General features: G+C 71.6%; 17 protein-coding genes. 1 reads left to right on the top strand and 16 read right to left on the bottom strand.

Going from position 1 to position 19118, the window contains the following annotated elements; all coding sequences use genetic code 11:
- Nucleotides 1–36 precede the first annotated feature (36 nt).
- Together R2B67_RS32920 and R2B67_RS32915 are read right to left on the bottom strand one after the other, a co-directional pair.
- Nucleotides 37–663 carry a TetR/AcrR family transcriptional regulator gene (locus R2B67_RS32920; RefSeq protein ID WP_317823370.1) on the bottom strand — a complete coding sequence of 209 codons (627 nt, stop codon included), beginning with the start codon at nucleotides 661–663 and terminating at the stop codon, nucleotides 37–39.
- A gap of 113 nt (nucleotides 664–776) precedes the next feature.
- Nucleotides 777–1187, bottom strand: coding sequence for a Fur family transcriptional regulator (locus R2B67_RS32915; RefSeq protein ID WP_237324689.1), 411 nt, complete (start codon nucleotides 1185–1187; stop codon nucleotides 777–779).
- Nucleotides 1188–1570: 383 nt separating this feature from the next.
- Between R2B67_RS32915 and katG the strand changes: the two genes are divergently transcribed.
- Entirely contained in the window at nucleotides 1571–3826 is a 2256-nt protein-coding gene (gene katG, locus R2B67_RS32910; protein ID WP_317823368.1) for a catalase/peroxidase HPI, read from the top strand.
- A gap of 70 nt (nucleotides 3827–3896) precedes the next feature.
- Here the strand turns inward: katG and R2B67_RS32905 are convergent, their stop codons facing one another.
- From R2B67_RS32905 to R2B67_RS32840, 14 genes are all read right to left on the bottom strand, one after another.
- Nucleotides 3897–5162 carry a hypothetical protein gene (locus R2B67_RS32905; RefSeq protein ID WP_317823367.1) on the bottom strand — a complete coding sequence of 422 codons (1266 nt, stop codon included), beginning with the start codon at nucleotides 5160–5162 and terminating at the stop codon, nucleotides 3897–3899.
- A 139-nt stretch (nucleotides 5163–5301) separates the two neighbouring features.
- A complete protein-coding gene (locus R2B67_RS32900; RefSeq protein WP_018515984.1) occupies nucleotides 5302–5703 on the bottom strand; it encodes a hypothetical protein in 402 nt (133 codons plus the stop codon).
- Between the two features lie 107 nt (nucleotides 5704–5810).
- Entirely contained in the window at nucleotides 5811–6215 is a 405-nt protein-coding gene (locus tag R2B67_RS32895) for an FKBP-type peptidyl-prolyl cis-trans isomerase (RefSeq protein WP_018515985.1), read from the bottom strand.
- 122 nt (nucleotides 6216–6337) lie between these two features.
- Nucleotides 6338–7495: an agmatine deiminase family protein gene (locus R2B67_RS32890; RefSeq protein WP_317823365.1), complete on the bottom strand. Its 1158-nt coding sequence runs from the start codon at nucleotides 7493–7495 to the stop codon at nucleotides 6338–6340.
- Between the two features lie 67 nt (nucleotides 7496–7562).
- Nucleotides 7563–8360: an ABC transporter ATP-binding protein gene (locus tag R2B67_RS32885; protein ID WP_317823363.1), complete on the bottom strand. Its 798-nt coding sequence runs from the start codon at nucleotides 8358–8360 to the stop codon at nucleotides 7563–7565.
- Complete coding sequence (locus R2B67_RS32880; RefSeq protein WP_317823362.1) at nucleotides 8353–9339, bottom strand: ABC transporter ATP-binding protein; 987 nt, start codon at nucleotides 9337–9339, stop codon at nucleotides 8353–8355. Before R2B67_RS32880 ends, R2B67_RS32885 begins: the two co-directional genes overlap by 8 nt.
- Entirely contained in the window at nucleotides 9336–10196 is an 861-nt protein-coding gene (locus R2B67_RS32875; protein WP_317823361.1) for an ABC transporter permease, read from the bottom strand. Before R2B67_RS32875 ends, R2B67_RS32880 begins: the two co-directional genes overlap by 4 nt.
- Nucleotides 10193–11152, bottom strand: a complete 960-nt coding sequence (locus R2B67_RS32870) for an ABC transporter permease (protein WP_317823359.1) — start codon at nucleotides 11150–11152, stop codon at nucleotides 10193–10195. The genes R2B67_RS32875 and R2B67_RS32870 overlap by 4 nt, the downstream gene beginning before the upstream one ends.
- Entirely contained in the window at nucleotides 11149–12816 is a 1668-nt protein-coding gene (locus R2B67_RS32865) for an ABC transporter substrate-binding protein (RefSeq protein ID WP_317823357.1), read from the bottom strand. The genes R2B67_RS32870 and R2B67_RS32865 overlap by 4 nt, the downstream gene beginning before the upstream one ends.
- Nucleotides 12817–12886: 70 nt before the next feature.
- Entirely contained in the window at nucleotides 12887–13903 is a 1017-nt protein-coding gene (locus R2B67_RS32860; RefSeq protein ID WP_317823355.1) for an agmatine deiminase family protein, read from the bottom strand.
- 111 nt (nucleotides 13904–14014) lie between these two features.
- Nucleotides 14015–15763 carry an urease subunit alpha gene (locus tag R2B67_RS32855; RefSeq protein WP_317823353.1) on the bottom strand — a complete coding sequence of 583 codons (1749 nt, stop codon included), beginning with the start codon at nucleotides 15761–15763 and terminating at the stop codon, nucleotides 14015–14017.
- On the bottom strand, nucleotides 15760–16470 hold the full coding sequence (gene ureA / locus R2B67_RS32850; protein ID WP_317823351.1) for an urease subunit gamma: 711 nt from the start codon (nucleotides 16468–16470) through the stop codon (nucleotides 15760–15762). Before ureA ends, R2B67_RS32855 begins: the two co-directional genes overlap by 4 nt.
- A gap of 206 nt (nucleotides 16471–16676) precedes the next feature.
- Nucleotides 16677–17258 (bottom strand): TetR/AcrR family transcriptional regulator, encoded by a 582-nt coding sequence (locus R2B67_RS32845; protein ID WP_317823349.1) that lies wholly within the window; start codon nucleotides 17256–17258, stop codon nucleotides 16677–16679.
- A gap of 144 nt (nucleotides 17259–17402) precedes the next feature.
- Entirely contained in the window at nucleotides 17403–19118 is a 1716-nt protein-coding gene (locus R2B67_RS32840; protein ID WP_317823346.1) for a serine/threonine-protein kinase, read from the bottom strand.

Below are 19118 nucleotides of genomic sequence, written 5' to 3'. Positions count from 1 at the left end.
CGGCTCAGGCTCAGCCCCGCTCAGGCTCAGCCCGGCTCAGGCTTCGGCGCGCAGATAGCGGTGTGCGAGGTCGGTGATGTCGGCGATGAGCTCATCGGCCAGTCGGTCGATGTCCTCGGCTTCGTGATGCAGCAGCGCGTGGGTGGCGCCGTACCAGGCGCTGTAGATCAGATTCGCCGCCATGGCCGGGTTCGGGGCGTCCGCCGGCGGGTTCGGACGCTCGGTGATGAGTCGCCGGAACGCCTCGACGTGCGCGTTCTCGGGGCTGACCTGAATCTCCGTCGTGGCGTTGATCGGCGTGTGGCCGTACAGCACATCGTGCAGTTCGGCATGGTCCACATAGGCGCGGACCGCGTCGCTGAGCCAGGCGTCCAGGCGTCCGGTCCAGTCATCGGCGGGCAGGCGCTCCACCGCCGCCTGCTGCCGCTCGACCAGCCGGTCGATGAAGCGGGCCTGTACCGCGAGCATGAGGTCCCGCTTGGAGCCGAAATGGAGATAGAAGGTGCCGATCGCGACGCCCGCGCGCTCCGTGATCTCATCGATCCGAGCGGCGTCGATCCCGCGCTCGACGAACACCCTCTCGGCCGCGTCCATGAGGTCGGCGCGCCGCTCCTCGGCGGGTTTGGTCCGCGGGCGGCCAGGGGTGGATCGGCGCACACTCATTCCACGGATTCTAGGTGCTGGTCAGGGGTGATGTACGGGCGGGTGGTCGCCGGTGCCGCCGGTGCGCGACCGCGTTCCGGCAGGCGGGGCGTGGCTCCCACCGCGGCCAGGAGTCAGGCGCAGGCCGGACACAAACCCCGATAGGTGATCTCCACCGACCCGACGGCGAACCCGAACCGCTCGGAGTCGGGCAGATCACCCAGCGCGTCGCCGACCGGGTGGACGTCGCGGATCGTTCCGCAGCCGGAGCACACCAGGTGCTGATGAGGGCGGCGCGCGTTCGGGTCGTAGCGCTTGGCCCGCCCCACGGTGGAGACCTCCAGCACCTCGCCGATCGCGACGAGTTCCCCCAGCGTGTTGTACACGGTCGCGCGGGATATCTCGGGCAGTCGCGCGGCGGCCCGCAGATGCACCTCGTCCGCCGTCAGGTGCACATGGTCGCCGTCGAGGACCTCTGCGACGACACGCCGCTGCGAGGTCAAGCGCCAGCCACGGCTCCGCAGCCGCTGGAGGAGGTCGCTCATCCCGTCCCACCTGTTCCGGTCCGCCGCGGCGTGCGACCCCCGGAGGCCGACACGCCGCGCTTTCACCGTTATCGTTTTAGCGCACTTCTTGACTTGGACGAAGTCCATCGTAGGATCGAACCAGGCGACATCCAAGAGACAGGAAGACTCCGGTACGGCAGCAGAGACACGTGACGGGACACCGCCGGTCGAGAGCGCATCGCCGCCCGCCGTCCGAGCACCGTCCTCGTCGCACCGCCCGGGACCGTCCGGCCGGGTGGTCCGCACGACGTTCGGGCCACCCGCGACGACCCCGTGGCTACACAGGTGCCCCTTCTGCACGGCCCGAATCCTCCTCCCCCGTACAGCGCCCCCACGACCCGCCGGGGCCGGAAGGATCACCCATGACCGAGAACAACGAGTCGCACGTCTTCGACCCCGTCGTCCCGGATTCGCCTGAGACGGCCATTCCCGAGGTACCCGAGGCGCAGGCGAGCGGCTGCCCGGTGGCCCACGGCCGCGCGCCGCACCCCACCCAGGGCGGCGGGAACCGCCAGTGGTGGCCGGACCGCCTCAACCTGAAGATCCTCGCCAAGAACCCCGCGGTGGCGAACCCGCTCGGCGAGGAATTCGACTACGCGGCCGCGTTCCAGGCCCTCGACCTGCCCGCGGTGAAACGGGACATCGCCGAGGTGCTCACCACCTCGCAGGACTGGTGGCCGGCCGACTTCGGCAACTACGGGCCGCTGATGATCCGGATGGCCTGGCACAGCGCGGGCACGTACCGCATCAGCGACGGCCGCGGTGGCGCGGGCGCCGGTCAGCAGCGCTTCGCCCCGCTGAACAGCTGGCCGGACAACGGCAACCTGGACAAGGCCCGCCGTCTGCTGTGGCCGGTCAAGAAGAAGTACGGCCAGGCGCTCTCCTGGGCCGACCTGCTGATCCTCACCGGCAACGTCGCCCTGGAGACCATGGGCTTCAAGACCTTCGGCTTCGCCGGCGGCCGCGAGGACGTCTGGGAGTCGGAGGAGGACGTCTACTGGGGCCCGGAGACCACCTGGCTGGACGACGAGCGCTACACGGGCGACCGTGAGCTGGAGAACCCGCTCGGCGCGGTCCAGATGGGCCTGATCTACGTCAACCCCGAGGGCCCCAACGGCAACCCGGACCCGATCGCGGCCGCCCGCGACATCCGTGAGACCTTCCGCCGGATGGCGATGAACGACGAGGAGACCGTCGCCCTCATCGCCGGTGGCCACACCTTCGGCAAGACCCACGGCGCGGGCCCGGCCGAGAGCGTCGGCGCGGACCCCGAGGGCGCCCCGCTGGAGGAGCAGGGCCTCGGCTGGCGCAGCTCGTACAAGTCGGGCAAGGGCGGCGACGCCATCACCAGCGGTCTGGAGGTGACCTGGACCAGCACGCCGACGCAGTGGGGCAACGAGTTCTTCCACAACCTCTTCGCGTACGAGTACGAGCTGACCAAGTCCCCGGCCGGCGCGCACCAGTGGATCGCCAAGGACGCGGAGGCGACCATCCCGGACGCGCACGACGCGTCGAAGAAGCAGAAGCCGCAGATGCTCACCACCGACCTGTCGCTGCGCTTCGACCCGGCGTACGAGCAGATCTCGCGCCGCTTCCACGAGAACCCGGAAGAGTTCGCGGACGCCTTCGCCCGCGCCTGGTACAAGCTGACGCACCGTGACATGGGCCCGATCCAGCGCTACCTGGGCCCCGAGGTCCCCTCCGAGGTGCTGCTGTGGCAGGACCCGCTGCCCGCGCGCACGGGTGAGCCGCTGGACGCCGCGGAGATCGCCGCGCTCAAGGAGCAGGTGCTCGCAACGGACCTGACGGTGGCGCAGCTGGTCTCGGCCGCCTGGGCCTCGGCCGCGTCCTTCCGCGGCAGCGACAAGCGCGGCGGCGCCAACGGCGCCCGGGTCCGCCTGGAGCCGCAGCGCGGCTGGGAGGCGAACGACCCGGACGAGCTCGCCCAGGTCCTGCGTGCCCTGGAAAGCATCAAGGAGTCCTTCGACGCCAATGGCGGCAAGCAGGTCTCGCTGGCCGACCTGATCATCCTCGCGGGCAACGCGGCCGTCGAGCAGGCGGCCAAGGACGCCGGCGTCGAGGTCGAGGTGCCGTTCACCGGCGGCCGGGTCGACGCCACGCAGGACCAGACGGACGTCGAGTCCTTCGCCGCCCTGGAGCCCGCGTACGACGGCTTCCGCAACTACGTCGGCAAGGGCACCCGCCTGCCGGCCGAGTACCTGCTCCTCGACCGGGCCAACCTGCTGACGCTGAGCGCTCCCGAGGCCACCGTCCTGGTGGGCGGTCTGCGCGTGCTGGGCGCCAACTCCGGCGGCTCGACCCACGGCGTCCTCACCGACCGCCCGGGCACGCTGACCAACGACTTCTTCGTGAACCTGCTCGACCTGGGCACCACCTGGAAGTCGACGTCGTCGGCGCAGGACGAGTTCGAGGCCCGCGACGCGTCCGGCAAGGTCAAGTGGACCGGCACCCGCGCCGACCTGGTCTTCGGCTCCAACTCCGAGCTCCGCGCCCTCGCCGAGGTCTACGCGAGCGACGACGCCCGGCAGAAGTTCGTGACGGACTTCGTGGCCGCCTGGACCAAGGTCACGAACCTGGACCGCTTCGACCTGGTCTGATCACAGCGACCGCGGGGCCGGTGCGTACGCGCACCGGCCCCCGCGGCCCGTTGTCGGGGCGTTCGAGCGCCTACGCCGGTACCGCCGGGAACACGACCAGCGAGCCGTCCCGGTCACGGGCCATCTCGATCGCCACGTCGGTGGCACGGCCCCCGGCCGTGACGTCGTCGCCCAGCCGGTGGATCCGGTGCATGGCCCGCATCAGGCGATCGACTTCACCCGGTGTGAACACGGGCGGCCGCAGACCGCCCGGCCGGGCCAGCTCCAGCACCGACAGGCGCATCAGGACCCCGGCGATACCCGACTCCAGTTCGTCGAGGCGCTGCTGATCGCGCTTGAGAGCTCGGGTGAAGCTCTCGAACAGGTTGTCAGGGTTGCTCTGGGCGTGCTCGACAGCCTGGAGGACGTTGACCCGCCGCTTCAACGCGGTCGCGAGGGTGGCGAGTTCGAGGTGCGCCCGGAACCGGCCGCCGTCCTCGTCGATGCCGGGGAACGACTTGGTCAGCGTGGCGATCTCGACGCCCTCGCCGGCGGGAAGCTTGTCCAGTGCGCTCTGCCACCGGGCGAGGCGGCGGTCCGCGGCGCCCAGTGCCGTGTTGATGGAGTGCACCGCCGAGTCCAGCCCGAGCGAGATGCCGAGCTTGCCCTGGTCGAGGAGGATGGCCGTGGCCTTGTCGATGGCATCGCGGCAACCGTCGAGTGCGCTGTGCTCGTCATCGAGCTTGTCTTCGTGCAGCTGCTCCAGCAGCTCCGTTATGTGTTCGATGGCTTGCTGGCGCTTCTGGTCGGCGTGCGCGCTCACCCCCACCGCCACGGCCATGAGCACGAGGGGCGCGGCCACGGTGAGCGCGGCGCTGCCTGCTGCCGCTTTACCGACCGGCACGAACGTCGCGCCTCCGACGATCTTGCCGTTGGGGCCCACGAGCGGGCCACGGATGCCACCGGGCACACCCCTGGCTCCCATCGAGCAGATGATGCCCTGGTCGACCTGAGCGGCGAACTTCGCCGGGACCACTATCCGGTACAGGTTCTCGCCGGCAGCGGTCGCCTTGGCCGCCGTAGAGGAATTCCGGGCCGTATCCGTGATGAGCTGCGACAGGTGTTGCGCCAAAGGGCTCGCGGCATCGAGCGGGATGCCCCGGCTGCGGTCGAGCTTGTCGGGCAGCGGGTGTGCTTCCAGCGTGGCGATCGGCGCGTCGGCCAAGGCGGCCAGCACGCCGCGCAGTTCACCCAGGCGCTCGGCCGTCATCGGCCCGTCCCCCGCCACCGACGGCACCCGGACATCACCCGTCGCGAGCGTCCACACCGGAACGGTCGCCTTGCGGTAGTCGATCATCGTCTCCCCTTGATTTTCCCGGCACAGCCTACGGCCGGCGGGCGAGGGGAGCAGTCGGTTCCCGTTCTTCGGGATCGGATCGCAGGCCTCGGACATCCGAGGATCTCCGAGGCCGGGCGGGGTCAGGGCAGACGGACGGTCAGCCCCCGTCCACGACCAGGTGGTCGTAGCCGTAAGGCCGCGGGATCAGCCAGGCGTCCTCGGCCGGGGTCAGGTCCACGACCAGACGCGCGCCTACACCCGAGGCCGAGGCCGTGGTGGCGTCCGGAGTCAGGTAGCCGAGGCTCCGCAGCTCACCGGCCGCCTTACGGAAGGCCTCGCGGCCCTCGGCGGCCAGGCGCTCGTCTCGGGTGAGGGCGACCAGGTCACCGATCGCGGGCGCCTCCCCGGGGGCGTAGCCGGCGGCGAGTTCGGCCAGGATCCCGCGGGCACGCCACGTCAGGCGCATGTCCCGCATCGCCCGTGCGAACAGGACGGGGTCATGGGCGGGCGGGGCGGGAGGTACGGGCCAACGCGGGGGGACAGTGTCGGGGGTGCTCATGGGATGAGGGTCCTTCGGTGAGGCGGGACATCCGCACCGGTGCCTGAGCGGCTGGGCGGTGTCCAGCAGGTGTCGGGGGCGGCTTCGATCAGCTCGGGCCGTGCCCTTCAGGTCCGGCCCCGCTCCGGCGGGCCGCCCACCACCGTGAGCAGGTCCACGACGAAGATCAGCGTCGAGCCCGCCGGGATCAGCGGAGAAGGTGACTGCTTGCCGTAGCCGAGCCGCGGGGGAACGATGATCTCACGTCGGCCGCCGGCCTTCATGCCCCTCACTCCCCGGTCCCAGCCCTTGATGGCCCGGCCGCCGCCCAGGGCGAACTTGAACGGCCGGTCCTGCTCCCAGGAGGAGTCGAACTCCCTCCCGGACGCGAACGTCACCCCTACGTAGTGGAGCTGGACGACCCTGCCCGGCTGCGCCTCGGGTCCGTCCCCCACCACGAGGTCCCGGATCGTCAGCTCGGTGGGCGCGTCGCCCTCCGGAACCTCGATCACGGGCTTCGTCCGTTCGCTCATCGACTTCCCATCCCTTTGTTCGGGGGCGTCATCACGTACTCCTGGTCACCGTGTCACAGCCGGTGCGGTGGTCCGCCGCCGGACCGGCGGGCCACCGCACCATTGTTTCCTGCCGGCCGTTGCTACGACACGGGCTGCTGCTGGGTGACGCAGTGGATGCCGCCGCCTCCCGTGCCGAGCCGGTCGATGTCCAGCTGTTCGATGGTGCGGTCGGGGTAGAGCCGGGCCAGCGTGGTCTTCGCCGCCGTGTCCGCGCGGGAGTCGCCGAAGTGGGCGCAGATGACGGCGCCGTTGCACAGGTAGTAGTTGGCGTACGAGGCGAGGAAGTCGGGGTTGCGGGAGCGGATCCTGTCGTAGTCCGGTCCCTGGAGCTGCGTCACGTCCATCGGGCCGCCGTCGGCGGTCGTCGAGCCGGTGAGGATGCGGTGCTGCTGTCGGGCGTCCTTGGCGTAGGCGTCGTTGTCCGTCGCGCGGGGCATCTGGACGAGGGCCTCGCCGGGGGCGAGGAAGCGTGATGTGGCGTCGACGTGGTTGTCGGTGATGTCCTGCCCGTAGACCCCGTCGAACCAGATGACCTTGGAGGCGCCGTACGCCTCGCACATCTCGGCCGTCAGCGTCCGCTCGGACATACCGGGGTTGCGGTTGCGGTTGAGCAGGCTGCTGCGGGTCGCCATCAGGGTGCCCGCGCCGTCCTGTTCGATGGCGCCTCCCTCGCCGACGAACTCGGCGTAGGTGAACGGCACCCCGGTGTACGCGGCGATCCGTTCGGCGACCAGGGCGTCCTTGGCGTGGGCCTGCTTCCTGCCCCAGCCGTTGAAGTTGAGGCCCACCGCGTCGAGGCCGCCGGCTCCGTCGGTGCGGAAGACCGGGCCGGTGTCCCGCATCCAGCAGTCGTCGACGGGGATGGAGGTGATGACGGTGACCGATGTGCCGCACTGGGAGCGTGCCTTGGCCGCGCTCGCGGAGTTGGCCAGCATGATGACCGGCTCGTACCGGGCGATCGTACGGGCGATCAGCGCGATGTCGGCCTGGATGCCGGCGAGTGCTCCCCGGCCCCAGATCGCGGTGCTGTCGGGCCAGGCCATCCACGTACGGGTGTGGCGGACGTCCTCGACGGGGACGCGGAAGGCGCCGGCGGCGGGCCGGGGCGCCGGTTCCGCGCCTGCCCGGCTCTGGACGGCGGCCAGGGCCGCGCCCGCGGCGGTCAGCCCGGCGGCCGTCAGGAATCTGCGCCGGTTCGGCCCGGGTGTCGAGGGCGTGCGGGGGGAGTTGGTGCTCACGTGATGCCTCCTGTGGTCGGCCCGCTAAGAACGCGGGCCGTTACGGGGAAAGCTCGGTGACCGGCTGTCACAGAGCCTTTCGGGCAGCGGCGATCTGTTCCGGATCCCAGCCGGGGTGCGGCACGGAGTCCAGGAGCAGTCGTGTGTAGGGGTGTCGGGGCGCGGTGAGCACGTCGGCGGTGGCGCCCGCCTCGATGATCCGGCCGTGGCGCATCACGATGACGTCGTCGGTGACGCAGCGGACCACCCCCAGGTCATGGGTGATGAAGAGGTAGCTGACACCGGTCTGTTCGCGGATGTCGGCGAGGAGGTTGAGGATCTGCGCCTGCACGGACACGTCGAGGGCGGCGACGGCCTCGTCCAGGACCAGGACGGCGGGCTCCACCGCGAGGGCGCGTGCGATGGCGACCCGTTGGCGCTGACCGCCGGACAGCTGGCCGGGCCGCGCGTCGGCCGCCAGCGCGGGCAGGCCGACGTGGTCGAGGAGTTCGCGTACGCGGGGCGCGGGGTTCCGGTCGGGGAAGTGCAGGCGCAGGGTCTCGCGCAGGACCGATTCGACGGAGGTTCGCGGGTCGAGGGAGAGGTAGGGGTCCTGGAAGACCATCTGTACCTCGCGGGCGCGGGCCAGTCGTCCGGCCCGTCCGCGGACCGCTGTCGGGCGGCGCCTTCCGCCCACCACGACCTCGCCGGAGTCGGCCTGTTCGAGGCCCACGACGATCCGTGCGGTGGTGGTCTTGCCGGAGCCGGACTCGCCCACGATGCCGAGGGACCCGCCCCTGGGCAGGGCGAAGGACACGCCGTCCACGGCGCGTACGGCTCCGTAGGCGCGGGTGAGGTTCACCGCCTGGAGCGCGGGCTCAGACATCGGCGGCGCTCCCTTCGAGGTGGTCGCTGTGGTGGCAGGCGGCCCGGTGTCCGGGCCGGTCCGGGGCCGACCGGAGATCCGGCTCCTCCCGGTCGCAGGCTTCGGTGGCCAGCCGGCAGCGCGGGGCGAAGGGACAGCCGGTCAGGGCCGTCCGCAGATCGGGCGGGAGGCCGTCGATGGCGGCGAGCCGGCCGGCGGGCGCGTCGAGGCGGGGTGTGGAGGCGAGCAGCGCCGCCGTGTAGGGGTGGCGGGGGTGGGTGAACAGCCCGTGTGCGGGGCCGCTCTCGACGATCCGTCCGGCGTACATGACGTAGACGCGGTCGCTGAGGGTGGCGGCCAGGTCGAGGTCGTGGGTGACGAACAGCAGCCCCGTCCCGAATCGCTGCTGGAGTCGGGCGAGGAGGGCGACGACCTCGGCCTGGGTGGTGACGTCGAGCGCCGTGGTCGGCTCGTCCGCGAGCAGCAGCGAGGGGTCGCCCATGAGGGCCGCGGCGATCATGACGCGCTGGAGCATGCCGCCGGACACCTGGCCCGGGTACTTGTCCAGGACGGCGTTGTCGACGCCCACGGCACGGAGGAGTTCGGTCGCCCGGGCGATCGCGTCGGCCCGGCTCATGACCTTGGGCAGGACGACGCCTTCAGTGAGGAAGTCGCCGATGCGACGGAGCGGGTTGATGGCCGCTCGCGGGTCCTGGAAGATCATGGCGGCCTCTCCCGTGCGCAGGGCGGTCACCCGCTCGGCCTTCATGGCGAGGACGTCGTCGCCGGCGACCGCGACCGTGCCCCGCACGAGCGCGCCGGGCGGGAGCAGGCGCAGGGCGCTGCGGGAGGTGAGGGTCTTCCCGGAGCCGGACTCGCCGACGAGGGCCACGGTCTCGCCCGCCGCGACGGTCAGGTCCACGCCGTCGAGCACGGGCCGTGCGGTGCCGGGGAGGGTGATGCGCAGCCCTTGGATGTCGAGTGCGTACGTCGTTGTCATGCGGTTCTCCTGGCGACACGGTCGGCCCAGTGCTCGCCGACCACGTTGAACGCGACGACGGTCAGCACGATCAGGACGCACGGCAGGACGGCGGACAGGGGGTACCCGTGCTGGATGGCCGTCTGCCCGTCGAAGACCATGCGGCCCCAGTCGGGCGTGAGCGGAGGCACGCCGAGTCCGAGGAAGGAGAGACCGGCGAGGTCCATCAGCGCGTAGCCGAAGTTGATGGTGGCCTGGGCGAGGACGACCGGGGCGATGTTGGGCAGGATGTGGCGCACGCAGATGGAGAGCGGGGCGTGGCCCTGGACCTGGTAGGCGCTGACGTAGGGGCGCGTCCGTTCGGCGAGGACGAGGGAGCGGGTGAGCCGGCTGACGTAGGGCAGGTAGGCCACGGCCAGGGCGATGACGGGGGCGAGCAGGCCCTCCCCGTACACGGAGACGATGAGGATCGCCAGCAGCAGTCCGGGGAAGGCGAAGACGAGTTCCGTACTGCGGGAGAGGACGGAGTCGAGCCAGCCGCCTCGCCAGGCCGCGGCCATGCCGACCGCGACACCGAGGACGGTGGAGAACACGACGACACCGAGCGGGCCCAGCAGCGAGGCGCGGGCGCCGATGAGGAGGCGGGACAGGGTGTCGCGGCCCGCGGTGTCGGCGCCCAGGAGGTGGTCGGAGCCGGTGCCGGCGAGGGCGTCGCCGAGGTCGACCGCGTTGGGGTCGTAGGGGGCCAGCCAGGGGGCGAACAGGGCGGCGAGGACGACGAGGGCGACCACGCCCAGACAGAGCGCGTGGAGCGGTGAACGGGCGGAGCCGGAGCGGACCTTGGCCATTCCGGGTCTGCGCGTGAGGGTGGCGGTCATGCCGATGCTCCCCTCGCGCCGAGGGTGATCCTCGGGTCGACCACCGGGAGCAGCAGGTCGACGACGAGGTTCACCGTCATGAACAGCGCCACGATGATCAGGGAGATGGCCTGCACGGTGGGGAAGTCCTTCGTGCTGGTGGCGAGTTCGAGCAGCTGGCCGATGCCGCCGATGCTGAACGCGGTTTCCACGAGGATCGTGCAGACGAGCAGGGTCGAGACGATCAGGCCGCCGGTGGTGAGCACGGTGCCGAGGGCGTTGCGCAGCACATGGCGGCGGATCACGTGCCGTTCGGGGACCCCGCGGCTGCGGGCGACGGTGACGTGCTCGGCGCCGAGGGCTTCGACCATGGCGGAGCGGGTGACCCGGGCCAGCATGCCGATCAGGTAGAGGGCGAGGGCCACTGCCGGGAGGGTGAGATGCCACAGCGTGTCGAGGAAGCCGTCGCCGGCTCCGCTGCTGGGGAACCAGCCCAGCTTGACGGAGAACAAGCCCTGCAGCAGAACGGCGGCCACGAACGACGGTGTGCCGACGGCGATGGCGGTGCTGATCAGGACGGTCGTGTCGGTGGCGCCGCCGCGTACGGCGGCGATCCGGCCGAGGAACAGGCCGACGCCGACGACCACGGTCAGTGCCATGGCGATCAGCAGCAAGGTGGTGGGGAGGCGGTCGACGATCAGGCGGGAGACGTCGGTGCGGTACGTGAGGGAGCGACCGAAGTCGCCCTGCAGCATGTCGCCGAGCCATCGGAGGTAGCGCACGGCGAAGGGGTCGTTCAGGTGGTACTGCGCGTTGATCGCGGCGACGGCTTCGGGCGAGGCCGACCTGCCCGTGAGCAGGAAGCTCGCCGGGCTCCCGGGGGCCAGGTACATCGCACCGAACACGACGAACGAGGCGGCGAGGAGGGTGGCGGCCATTTCCGCCACCCGTCGTACGGCGAATCTCAGGAGGTTCATGGCGCGGCCCCCACATCGGCGGCCCACGGGTGGTACAGGTACGCGATGGTGGTGGGGGCGCCGGTGATCCGCCGGTTGAGGAAGACGGAGGTGGGCCACTCGGCGACCGGGATCCACAGCAGGCGGTCGGCGGCGTGGTGCTGCAGCTTCGTCTCGATCTCCCTGCGCCGCTCGGGGTCCTGGGCGGCGGTGGCCCGGTCGACGAGTTCGTCGTAGCCCTTGTCGCTGTATCCGGCGAAGTTGAGGTAGGCACCGGTCCTGAAGTTGGCCAGCAGGTCCAGCGGGTCGGTGATGGACTGGTAGTAGGTGAGCGGGAACATGTCGATGCCCTCGCGTGCGCCCGGGTCGGTGAACAGGGCGGTGAAGGCGTTGGGGGCGATGGACCTGAGCCGGATGTCGAGACCGATCTGCGTGCCCGCCGCCTGGACGGCGGTCGCCAGGAGGGAGACGTCCTGGCCGATGGAGCTGGTCGCCACGGTCAGGGTCGCGCCGGAGGCACCGGCCTCCTTGATCAGCGCCCTGGCCCGGTCGAGGTCCGGCTCCGTCGGCGCCAGTCCGTCGAACGCCGCCTTCCGCGTGCCGTCCGCCGCGCGGGCCCAGGCGGCGCGCGTGGTGAGCGAGGTGGTGGCACTGCCGCCCCCTCCCAGGCCGGCCTTGACGAACCCGGACCGGTCCAGCGCGAGGGAGAGCGCCCGGCGTACGCGGACGTCGCCGAGCGGACCTTTCAGGTTGGTGATGCTGACGTTGACCGTGCTCAGGCCCTCGCCGAAGGAGAGGGTGCCCGTGGCGCTCCTGCTGAGGCGGGCGTAGCTCTCGGTGGGGATCAGGTATCCGCCGTCGACCTCTCCGCTGAGCAGGGCGTTGGTCCGGGCGGACGGATCGGTCAGGAAGCGGAATTCCACGGTGCGCGCCTTCGCCTTGGCACCCCAGTAGGCGTCGAACCGGTCGAGTTCGATCGACTGGCCCTTGTGCCAGGTGCCGAGTTCGAACGGCCCGGAGCAGGCGAGGCCGCCGGTGGTTCCGTAGTCCCTGCCCGCCTTCTCCACGCCTGCCTTCGAGGCGACGACGCCCGCCGCCGTCGCCATGTACTGCGGGAACTGGGAGTCGGGCTTCCTCAGCTTCACCGTGACCTGGAGCGGGCCGGTTTTGGTGACGGCGGTGACGTTCTGGAACACCTGGGCCCAGGCGGCGGCGTTGTCCGGGTCGCGTTGACGCCCGAGGCTGTGGACCACGTCGTCGGCCGACATCGTCCGGCCGTCATGGAAGCGCACGCCTTCGCGGAGGTCGTAGACCCAGGTGGTCGGGTCGGGGTGCGACTCCTTACGGGCCAGGCCCGGCTCGACCGTGAGGCCCGGGGTCCAGCGCATCAGGCTCTCGCAGACGTTGGACAGGATCGTGTTCTGCGGGTAGTCGAAGGCCACGGTGTAGTCCAACGTGGGCGGTTCGGCGTACACGGCCCAGCTGAACGAGTCGATCGGGCCGGCGGCCCCGGGCGTGCCGGGCGACAGGGCGAAGAAGCTGCCGGAGGCGTCCGACGGGCCGTTCGGGGGCCCGGAACAGGCCGCCAGTACGGCGAGAGCGGACAGGGCGCCGGTCACCGCGGTGAGCCGGCCGTACCGGCCTCGGCGGTGTCCGCCGGCGCGGAGCCGGGGTGGATGCGTCATCGTGGCACTCTTTCCGCGCGGCGCAGGGAGGGGTGGGACGGCCGGCCCGGCGGCCGGACGGTGGAGGGGTTCACGCCGTGGGGCCGGCTGCGGGGATCTGCTGGGTGATGCAGTGGACACCGCCGCCGCCGTACGCGATCGCGGGCGCCGTCACTCCGACGACCTTGCGGCCGGGATACGCCCCGGCGATCACCTGGAGGGCGGCCTCGTCCTGCGCGTCGCCGGCCACCGGGACGACCACACCACCGTTGGCGAGGTAGAAGTTCAGGTACGACACCTCGACCTCGACTCCGGCGATGTCGGCACCCGCGGTCTGCGGGATGTCGATGATCGTCAGCGGCCGGCCCTGGGCGTCGGTCGTGGCCTCCAGTACGGCCCGGTTGGCCCGCATCCGGGCGTAGTCGGGGTGGGCGGGGTCCTCGGGAAGCGAGACGACGACGGTGCCGGGGGCCGCGAAGGCACAGACGCCGTCGACATGACCGTCGGTCTCGGTGTCGAGGAGTCCTCCGTACGGAAGCCAGATCACCTTGGTGACGCCGAGCCGGGCCTTCAGCTCGGCCTCGATCTCCGCCCGGCTCATCCCGGGGTTCCGGTTCGGGTGGAGCAGGCACTGTTCGGTGGTGATCAGCGTCCCCTCACCGTCCACGGTGATCGCTCCGCCTTCGAGGATCATGTCGGAGTGGATGCGCTCGACCGCCAGGTGGTCGAGCAGCAGGGCGCTGATGCGGTCGTCGGCGTCGAAGGGTGCGTGCTTCCCTCCCCAGGCGTTGAACCGGAAGTCGACGCCCGCCCGGCGGCCGCTGCCGTCGAGGACGAACAGCGGGGCGCTGTCGCGGAACCACGAGTCGTCGACGGGCAGTTCGATGACGGTGACGCCGTCTCCGCACCACGTACGGGCGTCGTCACCGCAGCCCGGGGGCGCGACCATGGTGACGGGCTCGAATGCGGCGACCGCCCGGGCGACTGCCGCGTACTCGCCCTTCACGGTGGTGAGGACGTCGCCCCACAGGTCGGTGCGTGTGGGCCAGGCCATCAGGCACCCCTCGTGCTCGGACCACTCGGCGGGCATACGGAACGGTGCGGTCATGGCGGACTCATTTCTGTGGTGATCAACATCGAGGCATTAACTGAAGATTCAGTCAGGCACGGAGGCAGGGGTGTGCGGGGGTGAGGCAGGTGGGAAAGGACCGAAGGAAGATCAGAGGAAATAGAGGCGGTTGAGGGAGACGCTCTCGGCCGGTTCCGAGCGCAGGGGCTCCCCGTCCAGGCTGACCAGTCCGTCGCGCGCGTCGACCTCGACCTTCCCCGTACGCCGGTTGGCGATCATGTCCGCCGGGCCGATCCCGCGCGTACCGCGCACGGCAACCCGCCGACGGCGCGTCACCAGTGCGTCGCGAGGCCCGCCGAACGATTCCGCCTCGGCTGCGGCACGGCTCACGAACGCCACCGAGAGATCCGCCGGCGCGGCCCCGTGCCCGCCGAACAGCGGCCCGAGTACGAGCGGTTCGCAGCCGTCGGTGGCGGCGTTGGGGTCGCCGGTGACGCCGTAGGCGGGGAAGCCGTTCTTCAGGACCATCTGCGGTTTCGCGCCGAAGAACGGCGGGCGCCAGAGCACGATGTCGGCCATCTTGCCGACCTCGATGGAGCCGATCTCGTGGGCGAGCCCGTGGGCGATGGCCGGGTTGATGGTCAGCTTGGCGATGTAGCGGAGCACCCGGGCGTTGTCGTCGTGGGGGCCGTCGCCGTCCATGGGGCCCAGTTCGGCCTTCATCTTGCCCGCCATGGCGAAGGTGCGCCGGATGGTCTCACCGGCCCGGCCCATGCCCTGCGCGTCGGAGGAGGTGATGGCGATCGCGCCGAGGTCGTGCAGGACGTCCTCCGCACCCATGGTCCCGGCCCGGATCCGGTCACGGGCCAGGGCCGCGTCCCCGGGGAGATCCGTCTTCAGCGCGTGGACGGAGACGATCATGCCGTAGTGCTCGTCGATCGCGTCCCGCCCGAACGGCAGCGTCGGGTTGGTCGAGGAGCCGATGACGTTCGGCACGCCGGCCATCTTGAGGACGTTCGGTACGTGTCCACCGCCGCAGCCCTCGATGTGGAAGGCGTGGATCGTCCGGCCGTCCAGCACGCTGAGGGTGTCCTCGACGGTGAGGCACTCGTTGAGGCCGTCGCTGTGCAGGGCGACCTGGACATCGTGCTCGTCGGCGACGCGCAGGGCCGTGTCCAGGGCCCGGGTGTGGGCGCCCATGTCCTCGTGGACCTTGAAGCCGCACGCTCCGCCTTCGGCCAGCGCCTCCACCAGGGGGGCGGGGTCGGAGGACGAACCCCGCGCCAGGAAGCCGATGTTGACCGGCCAGGCGTCGAAGGCGTTGAAGGCGTGCCCCAGCGCCCAGGGCGAGTTGACCCCGACGCCCCAGGCGGGCCCGATCTCCTGGCCGATGATCGTCGTCACGCCGGACGCAAGGGACGCCTCCATGATCCGCGGCGAGAGCAGATGCACGTGGGTGTCGACGGCGCCGGCGGTGGCGATCAGCCCCTCCCCCGGGACGATCGTCGTGCCGGTGCCGACGACGATGTCCACGCCGTCGAGCGTGTCCGGGTTCCCGGCGCGGCCGATCGCGTGGATACGGCCCCGGCGGATGCCGATGGACACCTTGCGTATGCCTTGTACGGCATCGATGACCAGGACATTGCTGATCACCACGTCGCAGGTCTCGGAAACGGAGGCGGCCTTGAGGTGCAGTCCGTCGCGCGCGGTCTTCCCGAATCCGGCGAGGAACTCGTCACCCGGCTTCTGGCTGTCGGACTCGACCCGCACCACGAGCCCGGAGTCGCCGAGCCGCACCCGGTCGCCGGCCCGGGGGCCGTGTACGGCCGCGTACTCCTGCGGATCGATATGCCGGCTGGCCGGCGCACAGTGTTCGCTGTGCCGGGAAGGCCTGCTCATCCGGTCGCTCCTGACGGGCCACCAGGTACGGACGCGCCGAGATATCCGCGGGCGGCGGCGCGGCGCAGGGCCTCCTCCTTGGCGCCGGGGGCGTCGAGGAGCCCGTCGACCAGGCCGGCGAAGCCGATGGCCGTCCGCGCGCCGCCGATCGGGACGAGGCCGACCTCGGCGGCGCACCCCGGGTCGAACCGGGTCGAGGCGCCGGCCGGAGCGGCCAGCCGCATGCCGTAGGCGGCGGCCCGGTCGAAGCTGAGCCGCGGGTTCGCCTCGAAGAAGTGGAAGTGGGACGTGACGCTGATCGGCACCGGCGCGGTGTTCCGTACGGTGAGCAGCAGGCCCGGCTCGCAGGCGGCCTCGGCCGGACCGGGCAGCAGGGCTCCCGGGGCCAGGTCCCCCAGATGGCCCCCGCCGAACGGATCGCTGACGACGGCCAGCCGGGAGCCGTCCTCGAAGACGGCTTCGACATGGATCTCGGTGACCACGTCCGCGACCCCGGGCAGCAGGTCGTCGGGGGTCAGGACGGACCGGCCGGACTCGACCGCCACGGCCAGCCGGTGCCCGTCACGGGCTGCCTCGCACACCGTGTCGGCGATCAGCGCGGTCGCCTCGGGGACATTGAGGCGGAGCCCTCGCGCCCGGCGGGCGCGGGCCAGTTCCGCCGCGGTGAACATCAGCAACCGGTCCCGCTCGGTGGGTGTCAGCGGCATGACAGCCCCTGACGGGCGGCGTGGGCCCGCACCCGGATCACAGCTATGAGAAGCACGCTCTTCCTCCGAAACGTCGTTCGAGGTGGCTGAGGGGAGGAGACCCGTCGGACCCTCAGGGGCATCACTGTGGCACTGCCTGAAAATTCAGTCAATAGTGATGGCGCGCAAACAATGTGCCGGTGAACGGCTGAGGAAGAACAGGTCCGCTACCCCGGTTCCAGGCCGGACAGCTCCGCCTCGATACCGCCCCGCAGGAGGGTCCTGGCATGGTCGATACCGAGCCCGCCACTGAGCCAGCGCATGCTCAGCCCCTCCAGCAACGCCGTGAGCCTTTCGGCCGCGGCTGCGAGCTTCGCGGCAGGCGCCATGGGCCGCACCTGGCCCAGCAGGGCCGCCACCTCCTGCACCCACACCAGGGTCGCCCGGGCGAGATCCTCACGGAGAGCCGGGTCGAAGACGGCACTCGCCCGCAGCTCCCCCCACGCCGCGCTGTTCTCCCGGACCTCCGCGGTGTCCTGCAGTTCCAGCAGAAGAATCTGTTCGAGTTCCTCGCGCGGGCCGAGAGGCGGTGCGTCCGGGTCGCGGACCGTTGTGTAGCGCTCCGCCCGGTCGTTGATGAACTCCAGCGTGTGGCGGAGGATCCCGGTGCGGTCCTTGAAGTGGTAGTAGATCAATCCGGTGGACACACCCGCCTCTGCGGCGAGTTCCTCCACGCGCAGGCCGCGGACACCGCGCCGGGCGATCACCCGTGCGGCCGCTTCGAGAATCCGGGTATTACGGGACGCCATGGCGACCAACCTACCGGTCCGGCCCCCGCCGCCGGCACCCGGCCGCCGCCGCCCCGAGGGGGGGTCCGGCCCCGGGCGGCCGGCCCGGGCCACCACCGTACGGACACGGGTCCCTACGGGCGGAAGGAGAGCCGGACAGCCGGGTCATCCCGCCTTCGTGTAGCGGCTCAGGACCACCGTGACCGGCCCGTCCTCCGCCTCCGCGTGGACGAGCCGGACGATCACGATCTCCCTCCCGTCGGAGCGGCGGACGCAGAACGGGCGCTCGTCGGCGAGATCGTCGAACCACAGGCCGGTCACCGGCTCCGTCGCGAGGCCCTTCTCGCAGTCCGCCGGGCTGAGGACGTACCCGGCCGCGACGAAGGCGTCGGTGTCCTCCGGCGGCACGAACTCGTCCCCGCTCCGCGCCAGATACCAGGACGAGGTCTCGGCGGGGACCACTTCCCCGGCCTGGAGATCGAACTCGTAACTCTCGTCCGGTGCGGTCAGCTCGGCGTCCGCGTAGGCCGGCGCATAGCGGGCGGAGGGCGGCGGCGGTGCGGCGGAGGACGTGGGCGGATCCGGTACGGGGGTCTGCGGGGCCGGTCGCCGTGGAGCGTCCGGGGTGTGCGCCCCGGCCCGGCCCGGACGGTCCGAGAGGTGCAGTGCGCCGGCGGCCGCCACCAGGACGACGGCGACAGCCGCCCCTACGAGGACACCCCGCGTCCACCGCCTCCCGCCAGGACGCCGCCGGTTTCTGGAGGCGCCGGCACCCTGGTCCCGCTCCCCCGGTCCGGCGGCGCCTCCGGTGCCGCCCGGGAAGTCCGGGAAGCCCGGGGTCCGCCCCCTGTCCGCCTCCGGGCCGGGCTGCGCCCGGGTGGGCGTCGGCCCGTCCTGCGTGGGCGCCATGTGCAGCGGGGAGGGCGGACCGTGCTCACCACCGGGCCCGATCTCGCCGCCCGGCCCGATCTCGCCACCCGGTCCGATCTCGCCGCGCAGGCCGGGCGGAAGCCAGCCGTGGGTGAATTCGAGCGAGGGGGCGACGCGCGCGTGAGCGTGCACGGCCGCGATGATCTCGTCGGGCGCCGGGCGGAGCCCCGGCTCCTTGGCCAGGCAGCTCCCGAACAGATCGCGCAGGTCGTAGGGCACCCGCGACAGGGCGGGCGGCTCGTGCACCACCCGGTACAAGGTGGCCGACTCGGGCCCGGGCCCGAAGGGCGGCGTACCACCGGCCACGTACACGGCGAGCGCGCCGAGCGCGAAGACGTCGGCGGCGGGGGTCACAGGCAGACCCATGGCCTGCTCGGGTGCCATGTACGCGGCGGTGCCGATACGCAGACCGGTACCGGTGAGGCCGGTGGCGTCGGCCGCGCGGGCGATGCCGAAGTCGATGACGCGCGGGCCGTCCCCGGCGATCAGGACGTTGGCGGGCTTGAGGTCCCGGTGGACGACCCCCGCGCCGTGGATGGCCTGCAGCGCCTCGGCGATTCCGGCGACGAGCAGCAGCACCGTGCGCGGTGGCAGCGGACCGTGGCGCTGGACCGCCTGGGCGAGGGAGGGGCCGGGAACGTAGGCGGTGGCGAGCCAGGGAACCGGATCGTCCACCCCGGAATCGATCACCTGGGCGGTGAACAGACCGTGGATACGCCGAGCGCTGGCGACCTCGTCGGCGAACCGCAGACGGAATCCGGGGTCCGCCGCCAAGTCCTCCCTCACCACCTTGAGGGCGATGGGCCGCCCGCCCCGGGTGTGGGCGAGGTACACCACGCCCATGCCCCCGGAGCCCAGCCGGGCGTGGAGGCGGTAGCCCCCGATCTCCTGGGGATCATCGGCTGACAGTGCCGGGCGGACGGGGGGTGTCCCGGGGGACGGAGTGGACAT

It is taken from the genome of Streptomyces cyaneofuscatus, from assembly GCF_033109485.1.
GTDB classification, from domain to species: Bacteria; Actinomycetota; Actinomycetes; order Streptomycetales; family Streptomycetaceae; genus Streptomyces; species Streptomyces cyaneofuscatus.
The sequence above is the reverse complement of the archived record's forward strand: the minus strand, read 5'-3'. Positions and strand labels throughout refer to the sequence as shown.